The sequence below is a fragment of the Phycisphaeraceae bacterium genome (assembly GCA_020851465.1).
In the GTDB taxonomy this organism is placed as follows: domain Bacteria; phylum Planctomycetota; class Phycisphaerae; order Phycisphaerales; family Phycisphaeraceae; genus JADZCR01.
The window spans coordinates 118,663-140,596 of record JADZCR010000001.1; the positions used below are offsets into that span (position 1 = coordinate 118,663).

The window sequence follows — 21,934 nt, forward strand, 5'->3', positions numbered from 1 at the left end:
GGTCAGGCGGTTTCACTGTGCCGCGAACTCACTGCCTCGTTGAGTCGCGGACTCAAAGGGGTATCCTGATACGAGACAAGCACGGAAGGAAAGTTCATGGCTCTTGAGCTGAAAGTGCCGACTGTCGGCGAATCGATTACCGAGGTACAGATCGGACGCTGGCATAAGTCCGAAGGCGACAGCGTCGCCAAAGACGAGACGATTGTTGAGATTGAGACCGACAAGGTCACCGTTGAGCTGCCCGCGCCCGTCGCTGGAACCATCGGCAAAATCATCAAAAAGACCGGCGAGGCGGCTGCGGTGGGTGATGTCATCGGCATGCTCGACGCCAACGGCTCCGCATCCACACCCGCACAAGCACCGCCGAAATCCGTACCTGCACCGTCACCGACAAAACCTGCGCCGACGGCGAAGGAAGCGCCTCCCTCCGCGCCGGTTAAGCCCGCCGCTGCAGCGCCAACAACCGCAGCACCCATCAAACCGCAAGTCGCCGTCGAGCGCACACCGCCCGCCGGGGATGAAGAAATCATTCCGATGACGCCGCTGCGCCGCCGCATCGCTGAGCGGCTCGTCGAAGCGCAGCACAGCGCCGCGTTGCTGACCACCTTCAACGAAGTCGATATGTCGGCTGTCATGGCACTGAGGGCACAGCTCCAGGAAGCATTTCAGGCGGCGCATCAGGTGAAGCTCGGCTTCATGTCGTTCTTCGTCAAGGCGGCAATCCATGCGCTGAAACTAGTCCCGCAAGTCAACTCCGAAATCCGCGGCACGGATGTGATCTACAAAAATCACTACGACATCGGCATCGCCATCGGCGGGGGCAAGGGGCTGGTCGTCCCCGTGCTCCGCCGCGCAGAGCGCATGAGCTTTGCGGAAATCGAAAAATCCATCGCCGAGTTCGCCGCCCGCGCCAAGGAAAACAAAATCGCGCTCGAGGAGCTTCAGGGCGGCACCTTCACCATCAGCAACGGCGGCGTGTACGGGTCACTGCTCTCGACACCGATCGTCAATCCTCCGCAAAGCGGCATCCTCGGCCTGCATGCGATTCAGGATCGTCCCATCGCCAAAGATAAACAGGTCGTGATCCGCCCGATGATGTACATGGCGCTGACCTATGACCACCGCGTAATTGACGGCCGTGAGGCGGTGACGTTCCTCAAGAGTATCAAAGAAGTGATCGAGGAGCCTGCGCGGATGCTGGTGGAAGTGTGAATGACCGTGCGACCGAACAGCACCAAGCGGGGAATTGAGCAGATCATTTCATCGCAGGGCGCAGCAGCTTTACGTCCGCCCAGCCGACCTGATCGCCGACATCCTGGCCGTGTCCGTAATCAACCTCCAGCGTGAGACGGCGGACGCCCGTGAGGTTTACTCCGAGGTCAACGGGCTTCTGATCGCCGCGCAGGTCAGGGTTTTCATAGAGCGGTTTGCCGTCACCAAGGACACGCACCGCTGCTCGACCAAGCTTGCCGTCGGGCTGGAGCATGCCGACCCTGGCGCGGAAAAACTCAAACTTTCCTCCGATGTCATAGTGCAGCAGACTGCGGGAATGCATCGCGATACCTTTGGCGTAAGTGCCGTCCGTCAAAGTCAGCCCTTTACCGCCCCGCAGTGATGAGTCGATGCGATAGGGCAAAATCCGGTCGAAGTAGGGAACCTGCTCGACCTTGATCGGCGTCAGCTCTGACAGGTACGTCAATCGACCGTTGATGACGTTGATCTTTGACACCCGCGCCAGCGGCAGGAGCACGTCAGCTGCCCAAATGGTCCTGACAGCCGCGGCATCATTCTTCAGGCTTGTCCATTCGCCGGAAATCATGTCGCCTGAAACAAGCGTGAAGCTCATCTGGAGCTTGTCGGACGGCGTGTATTGGTGCGTTGCGAGTACGATTCCAACAAGCCTTGCCGGATCAATCTGTCGTTCCTCGCCGCCGTAGCGGAAGATCAGGGCATCGTTGGTCAAGCCCACCACCGTGCCCCGCACACCCTGGATGCGGTCATCAGAATGAGATTTGACCAGAGCGATATCTTCAAGACCGCCATTGAGTGCCACCGATTCTGGAACATCATCGCGTAATGAGCCGGCTTGCCATATCTCCTTCACGTCTTGAAGTGGAATCGGGATTGGTTTTCCCAAATCTGAACTGGAAAGCGTGATCGTCGTAGCGGACCAGCCATCAATGAAGCCGGTAAGCTGATCGCCGCACAGGAGCACGAGTCGCCACGAGATCGCATCTGCGGGGCGGCCAGCCGCCGGTTGTGTAGTGGATGGTGAGCCGGGCTGTGTCGTACTCGACGGTTCGACCACAGCGGGGTTGACGGGAACAAATCCCGCCATGTCGATCGATACGATTTCATCCAGCCGGACGCTCTGACGCTTTTCCTTATTGCCGTCTCGGACAGCAACGGTCAGCGTGCCGGCATCGAGAGAGACAAGCTGACCGCTGAAATCCTTTCCATCAATGGTGCGCACCGTGACGCCTTGAGCGACTGATCCGACAACCAGCATGAACAGGACGGCCAGTAACTTTATTCGCTGTAACACGGAAATATTCCCCGAGAGAAATGTTGGAGAGGCTGATGGCGGCATGGAAAATATAGACTCCTGACCTCATCAGGGCACGGACGGCTGGGTAGTCGCGGATTCGTCGCGCTCCACCTGTTCCTGCGCCAGCCGACGATAGTAACTCTGAAGCACCGCCTCGAAACCGGGTGGGAAGCCCTCGCTCGTGGCTTGAAGAATCCGCTCACGCTGCTTGGGAGAAAGTTCCGCCCAGTTTTTTCGACTGGCTTTGGGTGCGTGCAGATCGCCGATCCCACCCGGCCCGCTGGCGATATTCGAGTCTCTCATCGGACTGTTTGGGTTCGCAGGGGACATTCCCTTCCCCCCGCCGCTGCCCTTGCCGCCGCCTCCTCCGCCGGTCTGTTTTTCCAGTTCGCGGATGATCGAATCGAGATCCTTGATGATTTTGTTCTGCCTATCCTGCACGAGTTTGTCGGTCTGCTCTTTGGATAGGTCCGTTACCACCGCGTCCATTGCCTGAGTGATCTTTCCGATCCGATCGCCCTGATCTGCATCGCGTGATCCGCGCAGTCCCATATCGCCGGGCTTGATTTTGGGTTGCGGGAGACGGGGCAGGAGTTGATCGCCTCCGTCGAGGCCGCGAGCAAAGGCGGGCAACGTGAACAGCACCACGACCAGTAAGACACTCGAAGCAATTCGCATCATCACACCCTTTCGTGGTCTGCGAAGAAGCTGCCCCGCGCTTCATGCAGGAGCGGAAGACGAGGAAACGGCCTGTGTTCCTCAGCCGCCCTACTCCTTGACGCGACGCTGGATCATCTCAAGCGTGTTGCGCACCTGCGATTGATGCTCGCGCACGCTGCCGACTTTCTCTTTGAGTTCCGGAGGCAGGTCGGCTTCCGCACGCGCTCGGCGGCCATCCACGTCCAGCGTCTCTTCGTTGACCCGGACCTGAAGCAGTCGCACGATGCGCAGCTCCGAGAGCATCTTGTTTCTGCCGTCGTTCTGTCCCTGACCGCCCGGCTGGTTTCCGTTTTCCTGATTTTCGCCGTCTTCAGGCGGGGCGGAATCTTTCACCGCATCGATCAACTCCTGGAGATCCTTCTCGATCTCTTTCAGTATGGCGATAACGGTGTCGTTAGCGCGGCCGGTCTTAAGATCACCTGACACATAAATCATCCGCCTCTGAATGGATTGCAAGGCTGGCGGCAGCGCAATACTGAACTCCGTCTCCTGAATCAGCCGAATCGCCTGGTCAGTCATCTGCACGATGCGATCCTCTGACGCAGCCAGCCTCTGCGTGCTCAACACAGCCTCGCGTTCACCGGCCAGCACCTTAGGTGCCAGTGCCTGCGTGGTCTGGCGCACCTTCACCTGGCGCTCCAGAATCTGCGTGAGATTGGCCATGATCTGTTCGCGGACCTGTTTCTGAATGTCGTTGACGAGCTGATCCCGCTCTTTCTTGAGTTTGTCACGGGCGTCCTGAAGCTTTTTCGCAGCATTGCCCTGCTGGCCTCCCGCAGCACCGGCTTTCTGCTTGCCAAGGTTGCCTTCGGCACTCTTCATCTCCTTGCCCGCATCACCCAGATCACCGGCGGCATCGCGGGACTCCGGGCCAAGATCCTTCACCTCCTGCTCGATGGCTTCGGTCTTTTCGCGGTTTCGCTCCTGCTCACCTTTGAGATTCTCGAAGTCACCAGGCTCGACAGCCTCACCTTTGCCCTGCTTGTCCGCAAGCTCATCGCTGAACTTTGCCTCTCGAAGCTGCTCCTTGATCGCAGGGTCCAGCTTGGTGAGGATTGCTTCGATCTTCCTGATGCGGTCGAGCTTGATCGCCAGGTCCAGATCATTCGAGAGCAGGAGCGTGCGCAGCTCCTCAAGTTTGCGGATCACATCACGCTGCTGCTCGACGGCGGCGGCAAGCTCACGCTTGTCGATCAGCAGCCGCACGTCCTTCATCTGCTCGACAATGAGTTCCTCACGCGCCTTCTGCACAGCCAGAAGCAACCGCGCAGAGTCCTGCGGCTCAAGGTCACGGGTCAGCTCCGCGAGCTTGAACATCCGCTCCTGAAGCTCCCGCATGTAGGCCTCAGCTTTTTGTTGATCAAACTCGATCTGCTCCGCCAGATCGATCGACTTCTTCGCCGTCACCGCATCGGCAGCGCGAGCCGGCGACACCAAGCAGGACAACAACATCGCGAGAATCGCAACCATCAGCGACAGGCGAGTGTTTCCTTTAATCATTTTGTGACCTTGATTTGCAGCAACGGACGGTCTCTCATGGTACGCCGTTGATGCACCTCCTTCAATCATTTCTGGCCAGGCGGCACCGGTGCGGGCTGCGTCGAAGACGCCGGCCGGGAAGCTGGATGATCCTTGAACAGACCCTCCACCTCCTTTTGACGAATGGCATCGGTACTTTGTTTCACCTGATTCTGCAGTTTGATGACCTCGTTGAGTTGATTCAGAACATCCACAAAACTATCCCAATCAGCCATCTGTTTGAGAATGTCCCGCATCTGGACCACGATCCGCTCCTGACGGGTGATCGCTGAAGTCAAACCCTGACTGATTTTGTTGGCATCCCGGTTACCGAGCATGGCATCAAGTGCTTCACGTTGCTGAGTCATCAATCCTGCATCAAGCTGTCGGAGCGGTTCGAGAATCTTCTTCTCCATGAGATCAAACGCTTCAGGACCGCCGAGCCCGTTGAGCCGCATTTCGGTCATGGTCTCAGCCATGCTCACCGCGACACGGGCTGCGTCACGCTGCACCGCGCGGTGCTGCCGTGCGATTGCGTCCAGAGCATCGTTCGACAAGAGCGCTTCGAGTTGCTCACGGACTTTATCTGCTTCTTCCAGTGCTTTACGGAACCGCGAACGGTCGCCCTGCTGTCGGATGAGGATGTCACGGAACAATTCCTCCGGCGAGACGATGCGGAAACTCACCAGCCGCGACTGGCCGGTCTGCGCGCCGATGTATCGCTCGTCACTGGCCGTCGCCAGCAGTGTCAGCAGCGAACCCACTGCAGGTTTGAGCGGTGTCAGTTCCAGCACACGCTGATCCTGGACTTCGAGTTGAGTCGCTGGCTTTACTGGACCGTAGATCTTTTCAATCGTCTGCGTGCCAGCATTGACATCCGTTGCGTCGGGCGGGGTGAGCCGACTGACCAACTGCACGTCGGCGAGACCAAAGTCATCTCTGGCGAGCACCGTCAGCGGGATTTTTGCGATCGGCGTGACTCGCGATTTCACTCCGTTGTAAGTCAGTGTCAGTTTCGGAACCGCATCAGCTTTGAGGCCGATCATGATCGGTACAGGGAGTGAAGACAGTCCGGCCTGTGCGGAAATCAGCTCGATCTGAAGTGCGACCGGCTGCTCGTGAATCCATTCGGCCCGGTAGTGCGTCGGATCGACCCGCTCCAGTCCGGCAGGCTGCGTCGTCGCATGCTTGAGCCTGGCGTCAGAGAGCGGCACATTCGATGTGACCGTCAACGTCAGCTTCGTCCTGGGTAGAAAAGCCAAATCCGATTCACCAGCACTGAACGTATGCGTCTGCGGCTCACGATTCGTCGGATGTTTGGAAATCAGTTCGATGTGCGTGATGCGCGGGCGATCGACGGGAAACAGCATAAAGGAGTCAGGCGCATCATCACCGCCACCCAACTGCACCTCCACCTCCTGCTGCACGGGGGCGAAGTCGTGTCGGAAATCTCCATCAGCAAATCGCGTCATCGTGCTGGCGACCAGCGGTGTATCACCGCCGCGCACGCGGATCCAAACGGAGTCCGGCGAAGTGCTCTGCTGACCATTGAGGACACGCAGCACATAAGGCTCGCCGCGAGGCACGACAATCCGTCCATCCTCAAGGCCAACGATGACCAGATGCGTCTTCTGCGGCCAGGGTTGACGGGAGCCGGCGAACCACCTTCGCGCCCAGAGTCCAGCCGTCGCCGGCCAGATCACTGCCCAGCACACCGGCAGCAGCAGCAGGCCCAGGATGATCGCAAGATGCAGTCGCTGACGGTTGCGATCAAGAGGTTGAAGGAAGTCGATGTCCGCAAGAGATTCGTGGCTGCGCTGCACAGCAGCGAGCACCATCGCCGAAGACGGCGGTGAGCCGCCTTCAAGCAGATCAGGCAACTGAAGCACGGTCGCGACGCGCTGGGAGATGGGGACGCGGGTTTCGGTCGTTTGGCTGTTGCGGGCGGATTCACGCTGTGCCGCCTCGATCGCCACCGCCAGCGTAATCATGTCGAGCGGATCGCGCAGCGGACGGATGAGCCACCGCCACACCGCATAGCCTGCGATCACCAGTGCGACTGTCAGAAATATGATGCGGGTGACGACATTATTGAGATGAAATTCGTAATCGATTACGAAGCTCAACAGCGCCAGCACCAGCACCACGCCGAACACTCGCGCCAGACCGCTGATGGCGAGGTGCAATTTTACCGCCCGACGGAAGCGCGCGAGTCGCCGCGCCAGCCCGCGTTGCAGGTCGGTGAGGTCAACGGATTGGAGGTCGAGCGTCGTCATATTCAGATCAGCCGATATTTTTTACGAAGCAGCCATTCGGCGACGATAGCCGCCAGAATCGACACCCACAGCAACGGCGCGTGCCAGACTTCCTGCCGGTCTTCCAGCACGCGGGCTACTCGTTTGACCTTGAAGGCGTTCGCCAGTTCGTCAATCTGCTCGAAGTTGTAAACCGCCCCGCCGGAAGCTTTGGCGATCGCGTCCAAAGTCGCCCGGTCCTGTGTTGGGCGGTCGTATTCAAGGCTGGGTAATTCCACCGGAAACTGGAGCGTGGCTGCACGAGGTGTCGCGCCGGTCGCACCGTCAGCGGCGGACGGACGATCGCCCGTCCAAACACGCACCAAGTGCGGGCCGGGACGCGAAACGCTGAAGGTCGATTCAAACGTACTCCGGTCGTCTCCCCTGGGAGCCAGCGTCAGGGAAAGCGGCGGTTGGTTGGCAAACTCCACTTCTCCGTGCAGCACATCAATTCCTGCGTCGAGGTCGTTCGGATTCACAAAGTGGGCGGACAACGTGACCTGACTGCCGGGGCGATAGGTCGCGCGGTCGGTCGTCAGCGTGTATGGATAGCGTCCGCCGAGCTGTTTGCTCCGTCCGGCACGGTCGATCATGCGTGCCCAGAAGCCGTCGAAGTATTGATCATCGAGGTAGCGCCAGCGGTACGTGCTGTCGAACCCGACAAAGAAAGTCCGACCGGGGCCGACCAGTTGTGTCGCCAGCAGGACGTGCGGACCGTACTGATTTCGCATACGCGGATCGCCATGACGCGCTAATACGGTGGCACCGGGCTTGGCGCGGGTCACCGGGAAATGCCAATACATTCCCGGAAGGCTGGCGAGGATTTTTTCGTTTTCTTCCGGGGTCGCTCCGAATTGAAAAATCGGATCGCTGCGTCCTTCGGGGGTGATGTCCAGCCGCCACGGTTCGCGCGAGCTGATCTTGACCGAAACTTCGCTGTGAAAAAGTCCAGGCTCAACAACCACGGGCAGAATCGACGCCCATGCCGTCGAAGGATCACCCTGACGCTCCCAGAGATGCCGCGTCATGCGCTCACCCGCGACATAGATCAGCCCGCCGCCTGCCTGACCGACGAAATCTTCCAGCATCGAGGGAAAGTTCTGCGGCCAACCTTCGGGGTCGGGATCGTAGAGCACGACGCAGTCGTAGTCGTTCAGCTCGGCTGGGGTGCGCGGGAGTCGGCGAATCGGCGAGGTACCGGGCTGCTCGTAGTCAGCGTCGGCAGACTGGAGCCAGCTCGACAGGTCGATGCCCTTGTCGCGCATCAGCGCGTTGCGGATGAACTGCACTTCCGGGAAGGTGCTGCCGGCTATCAGAAGCACACGAATTTTCTGCCGAATCACCCGCACCTCCGCCAGCGCGGTGTTGTCATCAACGGTCAACTCCGGGCCTACATCCACCACCGACACGCGGAAATCAAGGCGGGTCGGCAATTGCTCGCTGAAGTCAAAGACGACCGTTTGCAGCGAACCGGTTTCACCAAGTGTGATCGACTGGCGTGAGACTTCTTCCCATGTATCAGCGTCACGGCGACGTTCGAGCAGGACCGTAGCCGTGCTGCCATTCATGCCGCGCGACTCGACAATGGCTTTGAGCTGGTTCGTGTCGCGTACAAACACCACCGGGTCAACATCGAGCTTCGACAGCTTGATGTTGCGCGGTCCCTCGGCGGTACCTGCGGCCATCGTCACGATCGGCACACCTTCGCTGCCGGCGTATTCGGCTGCCTTGACAGCAGGTTCGCCGGTATTGGATTGACCGTCCGTGATGAGCAGAACACCCGCGATGGGCTGACCGCGATAAGCGTTAATCATCTCGCGGATCGTGGTTCCAATACCGGTTGATGTGCGATCAATGCCATCAAGCGATGCCTGTTCCGCCGGCTGTGTCGCCGCGACCGCGATCGGCCGCCCGGTAAAAAGCGTCTCGCGCCAAAGCCTGTCTCCGCCGGACTCCAGTCGCTGCTTGAGTGTCGCAGCCAACGCACGGTCCACGAGCGCGGACCGTGGAGTGTCCCGTACCTGTGTTGAACCGCCTGAAAGATTCAACACCGCAGCAATATGATCCGCACGCGAGCTGTCCTGATATGCATCCTTGAGGTCCATGCTCTCGGACACGTCTTTGAGCACGAGTAGATTCGACGGCTGCCACTCGTTGCGGGTAAACACGACTACCGGTTCGAGAAGCATCACCACCACACCCAGCAATGCGAGGATGCGCAAACTCGTGAGCATGCCACGGACTGCAAGCGTGAGGTTGCGGCCTTCCTTTTTATAAAGCCATGCTGTACCCCACGTCGCAACCGCGAGCAGCACAAGGATGGCCAGTACCCAGTCACCCGATGGCCGTGAAAGCCATTCGAGATGCCACGAACCGCTGTCACCCTGGGTCCAGGGTGCGCTGTCGGTACCGAGGAGAATTTCAAACAGCTTGCGAAGCACGATTCCTCACTGAGCGGACAGAGTCCGCCACGGTTGGTTTTCCAGAGGCGGCATCGCCCGCCTATCGTTCACGCCCGACCCACACCGCCAGCATCGACTCGATCACAAGCAACGCCAGCAGGGCGGTTGCCAGAGTGCGCCATACTTCTTTTCCCGACTGTTGAGCTTTTTCCGCAGTAACACCCTTGGTATGCACAATCTGGGGTTGAAGACGACCCATAAGCCCGGCGAGTTGTCCGTCGGCGATTGGCTCAAGCTCGCTTTCACCTGCATCGATATTCACCGCGAACAGATGGCTGTGCGGCTTGCCCTGAATGTCTTTCCAACTCATCAGATAAATGCCCGCGCGACGGGTATCAAGATAGCGCAACACAAATCCGCCCTCCGCGGGTTCAACGAGCAGCGGTTGCACCGAATCACGGTGAGGCACAGCGATGTTCGGTTCAAGCGGGCGATCCGGGCCGTGAAACGCATACACCAGCGGTTGACCGACGCTGACATTGTCCTGCTGGCTGCTGCCTCGTGTGAGATTGAGTGCTGCTGCCCGAACCGCGAGCACATAGGTCGGTTCGATAGGCCAGTCGCTCCACTGTCGATCGGCTGTGGTAGTCAGGAGAATGACACGGCCAAGTCCCACCATTTTTTCCACCACGGCCGGTCGGCCGTCAGGCCCATTCCACCGCGCAAGGATGCGCACGCCCTCGACACCCTTATCCGGCACGGTGATACCCATGTATTTCCGCGCCTTGATCCGCGAGAGCGAAGCGGTGCTGATCCTCCGCAGCAACTCCAGCGGCGATGTCTCCACTGGCTCAACGACCAGACCGGTGACCGCCTCATCGACTACACCATCGAGCTGTGCGGGCAGCAGCCCCTTGCCGCCGGCGAATAAGCGATCATTCCATGCGAGCGGTTCGACCTGCTCACCCATGAAGATCATGGCACCCGTGCCGGCACGGACGAGACGATCCAGCGCGCCGGCCTGCTGCGGTGTCAAAGATGCGACATTCGCCAGCACGATTACATCAGGCGGCGCCTCCTGACGCGGCGCGGTGAGCCACGCGGGATCGGTGACATGCTCAACGTGCCAGGAGTCGTTGGCAGCGGTGAACGCGAGCGACAGAAAATCGGTTTCACTCTCGAACGGGTTGGCACCGGGTTCACCATCAATGAGCACCAGGTCGAGTTTTTCCCGCACCACACTGGCCACATATCGCGTGTTGTCCTCCGTCAGCGGATCACCCGCACCGGGTAATGCGAGCGTGATGGGAAAGTTTCCCGGTTTATCAAACCGAACAGAGAGCGGCAGCACGCTGGTTTCCGCAGGCGGCAGCTCAGGCAGCATCGTCGGCCGCTGCTGTGAACCGACGGTCAACGTCGCCTGCTCCGACGGTGCGGCGGCGGCGTTGTCATTACGTACCTGTGCCCGCAGATTGACCGCTGAACCCGGCAGTGCGATTGCATCTTCCTGACGCAACTCCGTCAGTGCCACGTTCCCGGTCTGCCGACTACCAACATCCAAGATCCGCAGCGCAACTCCCTCGGCTGCCCATCGCTCCGCGAATGCGGTCACGCCGGAGTCCCAACCTTTTTTTCGCAAGTCGGTGATGATCGTGACTTCTTTTGAAGGGAACGTCGCGGTGCGCAGGTCCTCGTCGATCTTTTCGAAGACCGCGCCCCAGTTACTCAGCGTGTCCGACAGCTCGAGGCTGTTGATGTTTTTCTGAAGCTGGGCGAAGGCCTGCTTGTGCGATTCCCTGGCCAACGTGGCCTGCGGCATGGAAGTAACACGGACAGTCAGCGTGTCCTGAGAGCCGACGGATTCGACATATTTCGCTGCGACTTGGATCGCCTGAGTAAATGCGGATTGCGGCTCAGCGCGATAGCCCATGCTCAGTGAATCGTCGATCACCAGCACACGTGATGTCCGTCCGCGCCCGCCCAACATGCCCGAAAGACCTGCTGCCGAAACCATCGGCCGCGCCACAGCCAATATCAAGACTGCAATGACGAGCATCCGCACGAGGAGCAGAAGCCACTGTTCGAGTTTTAGACGCCGCCGGTTTGTGCGCAGCGTGAGCTTGAGATACTGCATCGGCGCCCAGTCCACGACCTGAAACCGTCGCCGATTAAGCAGATGGATAATCAGCGGGATACCGGCGAGCACCAGGCCGCCCAGAAGCAAGGGACTGAGGAACTGCATGCGCCTATTCTCCCGTTTCCGTCTGAGGCGCAGTAGCAGGCGGGGACGTTGTCGGCGTGGCCGGCGGGGCAAAACGCTGGTCGCTGGTCATGCTCCCGCCGCGACGAAGCCCGGCAAATCGCTGACGCTGATGCAGGTAGAAACTCATCGCTTTGCCCAGGTCTTCGTTGGTCTTGATTAGCAGATGATCGATCCCGCCAAACCGGCATCGTTTGCCGACTTCACCAATGAACTCCTCCATTGCATGTTTGTAGGCTTTACGAAATGCCCAAGGCTCCGCGAAGATTTCCTCAGAACCTTCGATATCCTTGAATAACACCGAGTCATTGAATGGCAGCTCGATCTCGTCGGCATCGAGCACCTGGATCACGATGATTTCATGACCCTGATACTGGAGCCTGCCGAGTCCTTTATAGAACGAGTCGAGGTCCGTCAGCAGGTCGGAGATCATCACAACCAAGCCGCGATTGCGGATCTGATCGGCGACTTTGCTGATAGCCGACGCCAGACTCGTCTGTCGCTGAGGTCGAGTCTTTTCGATCACATCGACGAGCTTGGCCATCTGCGAAGGGGTGGCCGCGGCACGGAGGAATGCCCGCTCCTCTTCGTCGAAGATCGCCAGCCCCACCGCATCACGCTGACGAATGAGCATCGTGGCGATGGAACAGGCGATTGTCGCGGCGTAGTCCCACTTGGTCCACGAGGTTCCCGCTGCGGCAGCGGCACTTTTGCCGCCATAACGCATTGATGCACTGGCGTCGAGCAAAATGGTGCATCGGAGGTTGCTTTCTTCTTCGTATCGCTTGATGAAGTAGCGGTTCGACCGGGCGTAAGCGCGCCAGTCGAGGCGTTTAAGGTCATCACCCGGCGCGTACTCACGGTAATCGGCAAACTCCACGGAGACACCGTGCAGCGGGCTGCGATGCAGACCGGAGATCGAGCCCTCGACGACGTGCTGGGCGCGCAATCCCAGCCGCGTGATCTGTGCGAGGACTTCAGGCTTTAAGTACGCCGGCGACTCGGGCATGGCTTTCCTCGCCGCTCTTCTGAAGCGGGGTGACGCGGATGAGTTGTTCAATCACGGTGTCGGGCGTCTGGCCTTGCGCTTCGGCGTGATAGTTGAGCACCATTCGGTGACGGAGTACCGGCTTGGCCATTGCACGGAGATCCTCGATGTCCACTTCCGGACGGCCATCGAGTGCTGCTCGTGCCTTGGCAGCCAGAATCAGCGACTGCCCGCCGCGCGGCCCGACACCCCAGAGCACCCACTCCTTCACAAAGCTCGGAATACCCGGCTCACCCGGACGGGTCGAACGGATCATGTTCATCGCGTAATCAAGGCAGAAATCACTGATCGGCACACGCCTGACGATGTCCTGAAGCTGGAGCATTTCCGCGCCGCTCATCACCGGCGAAGGTTCGACCGGTGTCCCGCCGGTCATCAGACGGTAAATCTTTCGCTCGTCGTCCGCGTCGGGATATTTCACAAATACCTTGATGAGAAATCGATCCAGTTGAGCTTCGGGTAACGGATAGGTGCCCTCCTGCTCAATCGGATTCTGCGTCGCGAGCACAAAGAACGGATCAGGCAGCGGATAACGCTTACCCCCCGCGGTGACCTGTCGCTCCTGCATTCCTTCGAGCAATGCGGCCTGAGTCTTCGGAGGCGTGCGGTTGATTTCATCAGCCAACAGCACATTGGTGAACACCGGGCCATGAAGAAAACGGAACGACCGCTCACCCGTGCCGCCTGCGGAAGCTCGATCCTCGTACATCACCTCGGTGCCGGTGATGTCGGTCGGCATCAGATCGGGAGTGAATTGAATGCGGTTGAACTCAAGCGACAAGCTCTGCGCCAGCGTGCGCACCAGCAATGTCTTCGCCAGGCCGGGTACACCCTCCAGGATGCAGTGTCCGCGAGCGAAAAGACAGACCAGGAGTTGATCGACGACCTCCGTCTGGCCGACGATCACACCGCTGATCTGCTCGCGGATTCGGTCGCGCCCGGCACGGAGGCGATTCAGCGCGTCAAGGTCGGCATCGTATTGCGCTTGCGTCAAGGTTATCTCCTGATTAGCTGCCCAAAGCTGATTCACTGCATCCCATTCCGATCAGCGCTGATAAATCGGTAGAAACTTGTAGGGCAACTGAAGGATGGTTAGCGCAACGCTCGTACCGTAAATCTGACCGATCCCGTCACCGCTCCATGATCCATCCGGTTTTTGCAGGGCGATTAACTGATCTCGTGTTGCCGGGAAGTAATTGTCCCAGTGCTTATCACCAGCCTGATAAAACGCCTGTGCCGCATACAGATGGGTGTAGTAATCGTGACCTTCACCCTTGCTCCAGCCGGTTTTGATTTTGAACTGTTTCTCGACGTATTCCATGCAGTCGTTGGCGAGCTTGGAATCGTATTCGCCGGCGTTGTAGAGCGTTGCGATGGCAGCCGCGGAAATCGGCAGGCGTGTTTGCCCGCCGCCGCGGCCGCCGCTGTAAGAATACTCGATGCCGCCTTCCGCAGTGCGGCATCGTTCGAGGTATCGCACCGCTTCCTCAATGGTCCCCTTGGGCACGGTAAATCCCGCATTGTGGGCTGCGCGGAGTGCCTGCATCTGCGTCACGGTGACGGATCCTTCATCGCCACCGCCCGGCGTATAAGTCCAGCCTCCGATGGGACTCTGTCCCTTGGCGGTCAGATCAATCGCTCGGATGATGATTTTTTTCAACCGCTCGCGCACGCGATCATCGTTTTCCATCCCGTGTACGGAAGCAAGAAACATCAGTGCAAACCCGTGACCGTACATCGGCCGGCCTTGCTCCTGAGTAGGTCCGGTGATCAGACCCGACTCCGTGGTGTTGCGTGAAAGAAACTCCACGATTCGTCGGACGTTGTCCGCGTAGGGGCCGCGAGTGGGCGTGTTGCCGTTTGCCAGAAATGCCATCCCCGCCAGCGATGCCATGCTCACCGGATAGGCAGAGCCGTCATTTCCGTTCGACCAGTAGCCGTCTTGATTCTGCGTTTTGGCGAGGTATTCCAACCCGGCATTTACAGCCTTGAGCGTGCGCGGCGTGATATGACGCGGATAGAGGTCATCCGCCCGCGTCTGCTGGGTAAACAGCATCGCTGTCAGCAGCCACGTCAACACGAGCGTCACACCTTGTCGCCGCATCATGCTTATCCGTTACCCGCTCGACAGACGCGCCGCCGAAAAACCAATCCGCGCAACCGTCGTCGTTACTTACGACCAGCCAGCATCAGAGTTCCTCAGAGTGGCATTCCACCCCGATTGGGAAAGCTGATTCTATCCGAATATTGGACGCTCCGATGCTCTCCGGGTTCCACGGTTTTGAGCATCTGAAGCACTCTTATCGCACTAACAAAGTACTCCGCATCATGATTCCCGGCGTGCCAGCCGAATCGCTAAAATTCTGTCATGTCTGCAACCTCTGTTTGGCCAGCCGAAAATCTTCGTGAAGTGCAATCGCTGGTGAGTGAGATGGAATCACGCGATGGGCTGGCTCCGCTGGACCTCGATCGCTTCTGGGCGGATGACCAGATCGCCAGCAAGGATCCGTTTGGAAAGGCCATTCCACAGTGTGCGTTTGGTGCGACACTGACGCGCGAGTGCGTGTTTGATGAGCTGGGGCTGGAAGAAGACCATTGGAAACTGGACCACGACCCGCAGTGGCGCAACCGTGTTTTCAAGGAATACAACGACAAGGCGGAGCGTATCGTTGGCCGGCGCATTCTGGATGAGTCACCCTACGATCCGGATTTGGCTTATCCACCCGTCAAAGGTCTGCATGATGTATTCGAAGCTCAGAACGTCTGGCACGGCAATTCGTGGTGGCTTCATTCATCCGCTCACAGTGAAGACGAGTTGAAAGCTCTGCTTGATCGCGTGGATGCTCGCGATATCCGCCAATTGATCCTGCCGGAAAACTGGGAGAGTCATAAAGCAAGGCTGCGAGCACGAGGAATTCGAAACGGACTTTATCGCAGTCAACGTGGTCCGGTGACCTTTGCCACCTCGATTTACGGTGCGGAGGAATTGCTCTATCTGATTTTGGATCGACCAGCACTGGCGGAACGACTGCGCGACACGATCCTGCGTGTCATGCTGGAAATCGCCCGTATCTTGGACGACGAAGCAGGCTATACGCCGGTGACGGCACCTCGTGGATTTTCTTTCTTTGACGATAACTCCTGCCTGCTATCACCGGAGATGTACCGCTTCTTCGGCTGGCCGATCCTCAAAGGTATCTTTGACCGCTATGCACCCAATCCGGGTGACCTGCGCTATCAACACTCCGATTCCGACATGGGACACCTGCTGCCGCTGCTCGGCGAGTTGCGGCTGACGGGGGTCAACTTCGGACCGCGTGTCATGGTCGAAGACATCCGTGCCCATCTGCCCGAAGCAATCATCTATGGCGAGATGGCACCATTCACCTACAGTCGAAATGAACACGTCAACATCGTCTGTGAGTTTCTGCGCGACTTCCGAATGGCGGGAGATTCTCGAGGACTCGTCTTCGCCACCGCAGGTTCGATCAATAACGGCACACGACTCACAAGCATGCGACTGGCGATGGCTGCTGTCCAAAGATTCGGAAGGTACGGTTGAAGTGATCAACCACGAACCGGAAGAAGCCGCCTTCCGTTCTCTTCACAAACATGGCATGACGTCGAACTCGGTCATCGACCGGGTCGGGTGCGATATGCATTGATGCTGCCAAAGGTTTCCCACGTCCAATGCTCGGTGGTGTAACCAGATCGACGAGTGGCGACCTCACGATATTCAGGAAGGGATGTTGACGCCAGATCGAGTCCAGACCAGATCACGCTGCCGTCAATCCACAAGGTGTTTCCGCCATCGGGCAGAATCATTCCTTCCGCGGTGAGCGTTTTACAGACACCGAAGCGATTGTGTGCTGAAATCCAACCGTAGGGCAGGCGTCCGATCATGTCCGCTGCCATGGGCTTGGTGAGTGAAGGATCCCAAGTCAGACCATAGTAAACCTGTGTCGCTCCATAACGATCCTGCGCCAGACCGCGTACTTCGGGGCGTACATAATCGCGCAGCGGCTGGACCGAGTAAGTATCACCCTGATGGGCTGGATACTCGGAATAGAGTCTGCCGTCACCATCCCTGCCGAGGATCGGCATGGTCCAGCCGTTGAGCATTGGTCGTGTGTATCCGCTCCAGAAATATAGCTGCGACCAGTTACGGCCGTAGGGGTCAGTGACCAGCGGTCCAAAGTAATGCGCTGTATCCGGCTTGACTACGTTAATGTCACCCAGCAAAGCTGGACACCAGCGGATGCTGTCAGCCCAGACATCGCGCCAATATGGAATAGGTGTGCCGTAAATGTCCAGCGCGTTGGGGGAAAAGCCATACCAGTCTTTGTAACCCAGCAGCCACCGATTGAAGTCGGACATGTAGATTTCGTTGCCCAGGCCCATCTGCCGCAGGTTGCTGGCGCATTTGACGCGCAACACCGTAGCGCGTGCTCTCTGCAATGCCGGCAGGAGCATGGCCACAAGCATCGCAATAATCGAAATCACGACCAGAAGTTCGATTAAGGTAAACGCCGCTGGTGTTCGTTTTTTCATCGGTCGTCACCCTGTATCACCGCAGCCGCCTGATCAACCGTGCATCCGTCTTGAATCTGACCGTCTGCCGTTCGGTAATCTTTTCCATCAACGACCGGACTGGGCGTCCATGAACCGAGTCCAATCCTGCAAAGCCCTTTCGAGATGATCGCTCATCGATTGGGCTGCCCGCGTCGTATCGCCAGCGGCAATCGCACGCATGATTTTGTAGTGTTCTCTGCACATGCGGGCGATGTGTTTGACTGCGTTTGCTCCGGTGATCGGAGGCACAGCCATGCCGCTGAAGAATTGATGAAGGAGTTGCATCTCGCTGACAATGCGAAGCATTTGCTGATTGTCCGCGGCCTGCAACACAAACTGATGGAACCGCTCGTCAAGCTCGTGGAACTGCTGCCGATGGGTGGCGGATATGTCACAACCACCCGCATCGCGAATAACTCGTGCAACTTGACGCATCTGACGAACAACAAACTGAAGTTCCGCCAGCAGTCCGGGCGTGATACGACGGGCTGCGTAAGCAGCTGACGCCCGCTCCAGAGCCAACCGCGTTTCCATAGCCTGACGCATTTCCTGAGCACTAGGCTCCTTGATAAATGCTCCCAGACCAGGCACCTGCACAACTAAGCCTTCGCGCTCAAGTCGGCGAATCGCCTGACGCATCGGCGTCCGACTTACACCAACTTCCTTACCCAATACTGCTTCGCGCAAAGCGACACCCGGAGCCAAGGAACGACTGAGCAGCTTTTGTCGCAAATGAGTGTAAGCGCGATGTTCAAGGGTAACCGACATGATTTCGGAAGAAAGTATACGTCGTATACCATCACTGTCAATAATTTTTACCGTTGACGTGAATAGTTCATATCCACTTGTTAATTATCGTGTTTTGATCGTCATAACCTTCGGGCATTACCGTACTTTTTCAGGGTTGGTGGCTGGTTGTTCGTGATATAAAAGTCTCTTTTCGATGCGGCAAAAATTCACATCCATGCCAGTTGAATCCACCAACTGCTAAAAAATGCTTGCGGTACGCTGTTGACGGGTTACCCGCAATTAACCTGAGGCGGTCACCCGTGAAAACTCTGGTGGAAATGAATCATGACCAGCGCGCGTCAACGAGTGGAAGCAGCACTTCGAGGCGGACACTCAGAATGCGTCCCCTTCTCCATCTACGAATCCATGATTCCGCAGTGTGTCGATGAGCGAAAAATGCGCAATCGCGGGTTGTGCATCGTTGATCGCTCCGTGCCGGTGGTGCGGACCCATCGGCCTAACGTCAAAGCGAGGCAAGAGGTTTATTGGGAGGGCAGCCGGCAATTTACGCGAACGTGGTACGAAACACCTGTGGGAACTTTGACGTCTCTATCCGAGGCAGGCGGTTTCACTTCCTGGCTGCATGAGAAGCCCTTCAAGAGTCCGGACGATTATCGTGCCTTGCGATTCTTCATTGAGGATGAGCAGTACGAGCCTTGTTACGACATATTTCAGCGCCGACAGGAGGAACTGGGTAACGATTTCATTCTCAGGCCGAATCTCGGCCTCGAACCCATGCAGTTGCTCATCACCGGCGGATTAATCGACATGGAGGAATACTGCGTGCAGTGGTTTGAGAATCGTGATGAGATTCTCAAACTCTATGAGGCTGTAGTCGCCCAACGCCGAAAGCTCTATCCGCTGGTGGCCGCCTCTCCGGCTGGGCACACGAACTACGGCGGAAACGTGGTACCCGATATCGTCGGCCTGGAGAACTTCAAGAAATACTGGGTGCCCCACTACAACGAAGCCGCGGAGGTATTTCATCGTCACGGCAAACTGCTGGGCTGTCACTTCGATGATGATTGCAAGTTACTTTCCGGTGCCATTGCCGAGTGCGACCTCGATTATGTGGAAGCTTTCACTCCCGCGCCAGATTCGGATATGACGCTGGCGCAGGCGCGGGAGGTTTGGCCGAATAAGGTTCTGTGGCTGAACTTCCCCTCGTCGCAACACCTGTGTTCGGATGAACAGGTCCGAAAAATCGCATTTGATCTGGTGGATTCGCTTGCGAGCGTGGATGGTCTGCTCGTGGGTGTGACGGAGAACATGCCGCCGGAACGCTGGCGTAACAGTTGCACGTCCATCATGGACGGCTTGGAAGACCACGCCAAGGCACATCCTGAACGGTACCGCTGATGATCTTTCGCGGATCGCAGCGACCGTCGATCACGTACTCGAGTTGGCTAGTTTCCGCTCAATTTTCTCGATCGCTGCGACCATATCTTTGGCGGAAGCAAAAGGCGGATGTTCGGGGTCGTCGGGCTTGAGCACCTCGGCCGTCAGTGCCGCCAGTGCCTTGGCTTCCCGGCTATCCGGTCGGTATGCCACCAGGCCCTCAAAATCCGGGTTACTGTGCGGGTCGTTCATCTGGAGAGCCAGATAAAAAATATCCACGCCTTTGTCCACCTTCTGATGGCTATCTACGATCATGCGTGAGGTGACTTTGCCGCGGCGCATCATCTTGCCCAGATCGCGTTGAATCTGCGAGGTGGTCATCATTTCGTCAAAGAGCGTGCGAAGCATTGGATTTTCGGAAAGGTTTTCATCCACCCGCACTGCCGAGCCAAAATCGATGAATCCAACCCCTCTGGGGGTGATGACGAAGTTATCAAGTCGCAAATCGAGATGGATTACGCGAGCCTGATCGTGGAGAACGCTCAGAAGCTCCGCGCTCTGCCGGGCAAACTCAAGCTGTGTAAGCGGCGCGCTGCCGTTGCGCAACCACTCAAGATAGAGTTTGCGTACAAAGCCGTTGGAGTCTTTTTGCAAGTCGATAATCTGCGGTACACGCGCGTTGTACGGAGCAGGCAGGTCGCGGCGGAGGATCGACAAAAATGCAGCTTCGCGGGTCAGAAACACCGGAAATATTTTTTCGACCAGCTTGCGGGCACCTTTGACGATCGTGTCCATCGACGCCTCAGGCAGCCGCTCGCGCAACCGACCGATGACATTATCCAGCTCTGGAATCTGCTTAAGTACCGCATAGCCGGTGCGCGGCGGAGGGCATTTCACCAGACGGACGTCATAGGTAAACCGCTCCGTCGTCTGCCCCGGCTGAATGAGCAGAATCTTCCGCGCAGCAAAATAATGCAGCACTTTACCCAGACCGGGAATAGGTAAACCGAGAAACCGCATGCGCATCGAGGCTGGCTCACGCTCGACAATAAAGCCGCGCCGGTCACGATATTTCGTAGCCAGCTCAACTACCTCCTGCTCGCTGCGCGATACAAAGACGAATTGACCGCCCCAGCGCAAGCGGTTGAAAACATCCTGCGGCAGCGATGGCTGCCCGGTGCTGGCGAACACGTAATCCAGCGGGGCTGATGACGTGGATTCCGCGTGACTCGCATGACCCGATACATCACCTGGAAAAAGCGGCGGTAAAAAGCGGCTACGGTCCCGGAACTCAGGATCATGCTCAAATACACCCGCCCGTACTGCACGGATATAGCTATCGCCTTTCGAGGGGCGAGGATCACCCGCGGCCCCGACGCTGCCGCTGGAAATCGAACTGGTTGTGCTGCTTCCCGCCAAGACTAATCATCCATGCCGCGACCTAATCGACGCGGCGGGGACATCTTAACGGAGGTGGCTCAACATGTTCGCAACCACTCCATGCGGGTGAGTGCTTTGATATCTCATACCCTGTCCTAAAAATCTGCTTGGTTATACTGCCCAGTTCATCTCCGTGAAGTCTGGAGTTCTCCACCCTCACGGAAACCTACTTTTCGGAACCCTCTCATGTATATGGATCGACTCTCAGCAGCACAGGTCATGGCTCTTTCCCGTGACACGATTGTTGTCCTGCCGCTTGCCAGCATCGAGCAACACGGACCGCACCTACCCGTGGGTACCGACTCGTTTATTGGTCAGGGCATCGTGGATCTGCTCGAAGCGGAGTGCCCGGAAACACTGCTGATGCTGCCCATGTTGAAGTTCGGATGCAGCGAACATCACATGTTTTTCGGTGGGACGCTGACGCTCACACACGAGACTTTTAAGCAGGTAGCTCTCGAAGTCATTGAGTCGATGTACCGCCACGGTTTCAAGCGATTTCTCATTACGAACTCGCACGGCGGAAACCGCTCCGTCGGCGGAGTCATCGCAGAAAAAGCTTCCATTCACTGGCCCGACGCTCAGACCATCTTCGTCAGTTGGTTTCAGCTTGCTGCGGCAAAGCTCAAACCGTTGGTCGAAGGGGCTTATCCCAGCGTCGGTCACGCATGTGAGTTCGAGACCAGCGTGATGATGGTTCTTCACCCCGACCTCGTGAACATGAAGAAAGCCCAGGACGACGGCCCCGCCAGCGATGTCTCGCCATTTAAGGGCGATTTACTCGGCGGGTCGAGCGCAGCGTGGGCGCGACCGTTCCATGTCATGACGAAGCGCGGTGTCTTTGGCCGTCCGACACTGGCGACGCCGCGCAAAGGACAGCGCATTTTGGATGTGACCATCGGTGAATACAAAGTGATGCTCGAAGCAGCGTGGCCGGGATCGACAAAACGTCATTCCGCTTCAACTGCTGCTTCCGACCGACGTACCAAAAAATCCCGCAGATAA

Annotated in this window: 16 protein-coding genes; 4 read left to right on the plus strand and 12 right to left on the minus strand. The window is 57.9% G+C overall.

From position 1 onward, the window contains the following. The first annotated feature begins 96 nt into the window (after nucleotides 1-96). Entirely contained in the window at nucleotides 97-1,212 is a 1,116-nt protein-coding gene (gene sucB / locus IT444_00455; GenBank protein ID MCC7191224.1) for a dihydrolipoyllysine-residue succinyltransferase, read from the plus strand. 43 nt (nucleotides 1,213-1,255) lie between these two features. Here sucB and IT444_00460 read toward each other — a convergent pair whose 3' ends face one another. The 9 genes from IT444_00460 to IT444_00500 all read right to left on the minus strand — a co-directional run bounded on the left by IT444_00460 (nucleotide 1,256) and on the right by IT444_00500 (nucleotide 14,897). Then, nucleotides 1,256-2,545, minus strand: a complete 1,290-nt coding sequence (locus tag IT444_00460) for an NPCBM/NEW2 domain-containing protein (GenBank protein ID MCC7191225.1) — start codon at nucleotides 2,543-2,545, stop codon at nucleotides 1,256-1,258. 69 nt (nucleotides 2,546-2,614) lie between these two features. Then, nucleotides 2,615-3,229 carry a hypothetical protein gene (locus tag IT444_00465; protein ID MCC7191226.1) on the minus strand — a complete coding sequence of 205 codons (615 nt, stop codon included), beginning with the start codon at nucleotides 3,227-3,229 and terminating at the stop codon, nucleotides 2,615-2,617. An 87-nt stretch (nucleotides 3,230-3,316) separates the two neighbouring features. Beyond that, entirely contained in the window at nucleotides 3,317-4,768 is a 1,452-nt protein-coding gene (locus IT444_00470) for a hypothetical protein (protein ID MCC7191227.1), read from the minus strand. Between the two features lie 65 nt (nucleotides 4,769-4,833). Beyond that, nucleotides 4,834-7,062, minus strand: coding sequence for a hypothetical protein (locus IT444_00475; GenBank protein MCC7191228.1), 2,229 nt, complete (start codon nucleotides 7,060-7,062; stop codon nucleotides 4,834-4,836). A 2-nt stretch (nucleotides 7,063-7,064) separates the two neighbouring features. Beyond that, a complete protein-coding gene (locus IT444_00480) occupies nucleotides 7,065-9,521 on the minus strand; it encodes a hypothetical protein (protein ID MCC7191229.1) in 2,457 nt (818 codons plus the stop codon). Nucleotides 9,522-9,582: 61 nt separating this feature from the next. Next, entirely contained in the window at nucleotides 9,583-11,724 is a 2,142-nt protein-coding gene (locus tag IT444_00485; GenBank protein MCC7191230.1) for a BatA domain-containing protein, read from the minus strand. A 4-nt stretch (nucleotides 11,725-11,728) separates the two neighbouring features. Then, on the minus strand, nucleotides 11,729-12,751 hold the full coding sequence (locus IT444_00490) for a DUF58 domain-containing protein (protein MCC7191231.1): 1,023 nt from the start codon (nucleotides 12,749-12,751) through the stop codon (nucleotides 11,729-11,731). Next, the gene (locus IT444_00495; GenBank protein MCC7191232.1) at nucleotides 12,720-13,790 is read right to left on the minus strand and encodes a MoxR family ATPase; all 1,071 of its coding nucleotides are present in this window, start codon (nucleotides 13,788-13,790) and stop codon (nucleotides 12,720-12,722) included. Before IT444_00495 ends, IT444_00490 begins: the two co-directional genes overlap by 32 nt. Before the next feature lie 45 nt (nucleotides 13,791-13,835). Further along, entirely contained in the window at nucleotides 13,836-14,897 is a 1,062-nt protein-coding gene (locus IT444_00500; protein MCC7191233.1) for a terpene cyclase/mutase family protein, read from the minus strand. A 261-nt stretch (nucleotides 14,898-15,158) separates the two neighbouring features. Between IT444_00500 and IT444_00505 the strand changes: the two genes are divergently transcribed. Beyond that, nucleotides 15,159-16,352 carry a hypothetical protein gene (locus IT444_00505; protein ID MCC7191234.1) on the plus strand — a complete coding sequence of 398 codons (1,194 nt, stop codon included), beginning with the start codon at nucleotides 15,159-15,161 and terminating at the stop codon, nucleotides 16,350-16,352. A gap of 71 nt (nucleotides 16,353-16,423) precedes the next feature. On the opposite strand, the gene IT444_00510 is transcribed toward IT444_00505, so the two are convergent. Together IT444_00510 and IT444_00515 are read right to left on the minus strand one after the other, a co-directional pair. Next, entirely contained in the window at nucleotides 16,424-17,341 is a 918-nt protein-coding gene (locus IT444_00510) for a type II secretion system protein (GenBank protein ID MCC7191235.1), read from the minus strand. An 87-nt stretch (nucleotides 17,342-17,428) separates the two neighbouring features. Beyond that, nucleotides 17,429-18,130 (minus strand): GntR family transcriptional regulator, encoded by a 702-nt coding sequence (locus IT444_00515; protein ID MCC7191236.1) that lies wholly within the window; start codon nucleotides 18,128-18,130, stop codon nucleotides 17,429-17,431. Between the two features lie 306 nt (nucleotides 18,131-18,436). On the opposite strand from IT444_00515, the gene IT444_00520 reads away from it, so the two are divergent. Then, a complete protein-coding gene (locus IT444_00520) occupies nucleotides 18,437-19,510 on the plus strand; it encodes a hypothetical protein (protein MCC7191237.1) in 1,074 nt (357 codons plus the stop codon). A 30-nt stretch (nucleotides 19,511-19,540) separates the two neighbouring features. Here IT444_00520 and IT444_00525 read toward each other — a convergent pair whose 3' ends face one another. Continuing rightward, nucleotides 19,541-20,908 carry a serine/threonine protein kinase gene (locus IT444_00525; GenBank protein MCC7191238.1) on the minus strand — a complete coding sequence of 456 codons (1,368 nt, stop codon included), beginning with the start codon at nucleotides 20,906-20,908 and terminating at the stop codon, nucleotides 19,541-19,543. Between the two features lie 213 nt (nucleotides 20,909-21,121). On the opposite strand from IT444_00525, the gene IT444_00530 reads away from it, so the two are divergent. Then, entirely contained in the window at nucleotides 21,122-21,934 is an 813-nt protein-coding gene (locus IT444_00530; protein MCC7191239.1) for a creatininase family protein, read from the plus strand.

Bases quoted from the DNA above. Each gene is read 5' to 3' on its own strand.
- IT444_00505 (MCC7191234.1), top strand. From the start codon at position 15,159: ATGTCTGCAACCTCTGTTTGGCCAGCCGAAAATCTTCGTGAAGTGCAA.
- IT444_00520 (MCC7191237.1), top strand. From the start codon at position 18,437: ATGACCAGCGCGCGTCAACGAGTGGAAGCAGCACTTCGAGGCGGACAC.
- IT444_00470 (MCC7191227.1), bottom strand. From the start codon at position 4,768: ATGATTAAAGGAAACACTCGCCTGTCGCTGATGGTTGCGATTCTCGCG.
- IT444_00465 (MCC7191226.1), bottom strand. From the start codon at position 3,229: ATGATGCGAATTGCTTCGAGTGTCTTACTGGTCGTGGTGCTGTTCACG.
- IT444_00485 (MCC7191230.1), bottom strand. From the start codon at position 11,724: ATGCAGTTCCTCAGTCCCTTGCTTCTGGGCGGCCTGGTGCTCGCCGGT.
- IT444_00510 (MCC7191235.1), bottom strand. From the start codon at position 17,341: ATGAAAAAACGAACACCAGCGGCGTTTACCTTAATCGAACTTCTGGTC.
- sucB (MCC7191224.1), top strand. From the start codon at position 97: ATGGCTCTTGAGCTGAAAGTGCCGACTGTCGGCGAATCGATTACCGAG.
- IT444_00500 (MCC7191233.1), bottom strand. From the start codon at position 14,897: ATGATGCGGCGACAAGGTGTGACGCTCGTGTTGACGTGGCTGCTGACA.
- IT444_00475 (MCC7191228.1), bottom strand. From the start codon at position 7,062: ATGACGACGCTCGACCTCCAATCCGTTGACCTCACCGACCTGCAACGC.
- IT444_00515 (MCC7191236.1), bottom strand. From the start codon at position 18,130: ATGTCGGTTACCCTTGAACATCGCGCTTACACTCATTTGCGACAAAAG.
- IT444_00530 (MCC7191239.1), top strand. From the start codon at position 21,122: ATGGATCGACTCTCAGCAGCACAGGTCATGGCTCTTTCCCGTGACACG.
- IT444_00490 (MCC7191231.1), bottom strand. From the start codon at position 12,751: ATGCCCGAGTCGCCGGCGTACTTAAAGCCTGAAGTCCTCGCACAGATC.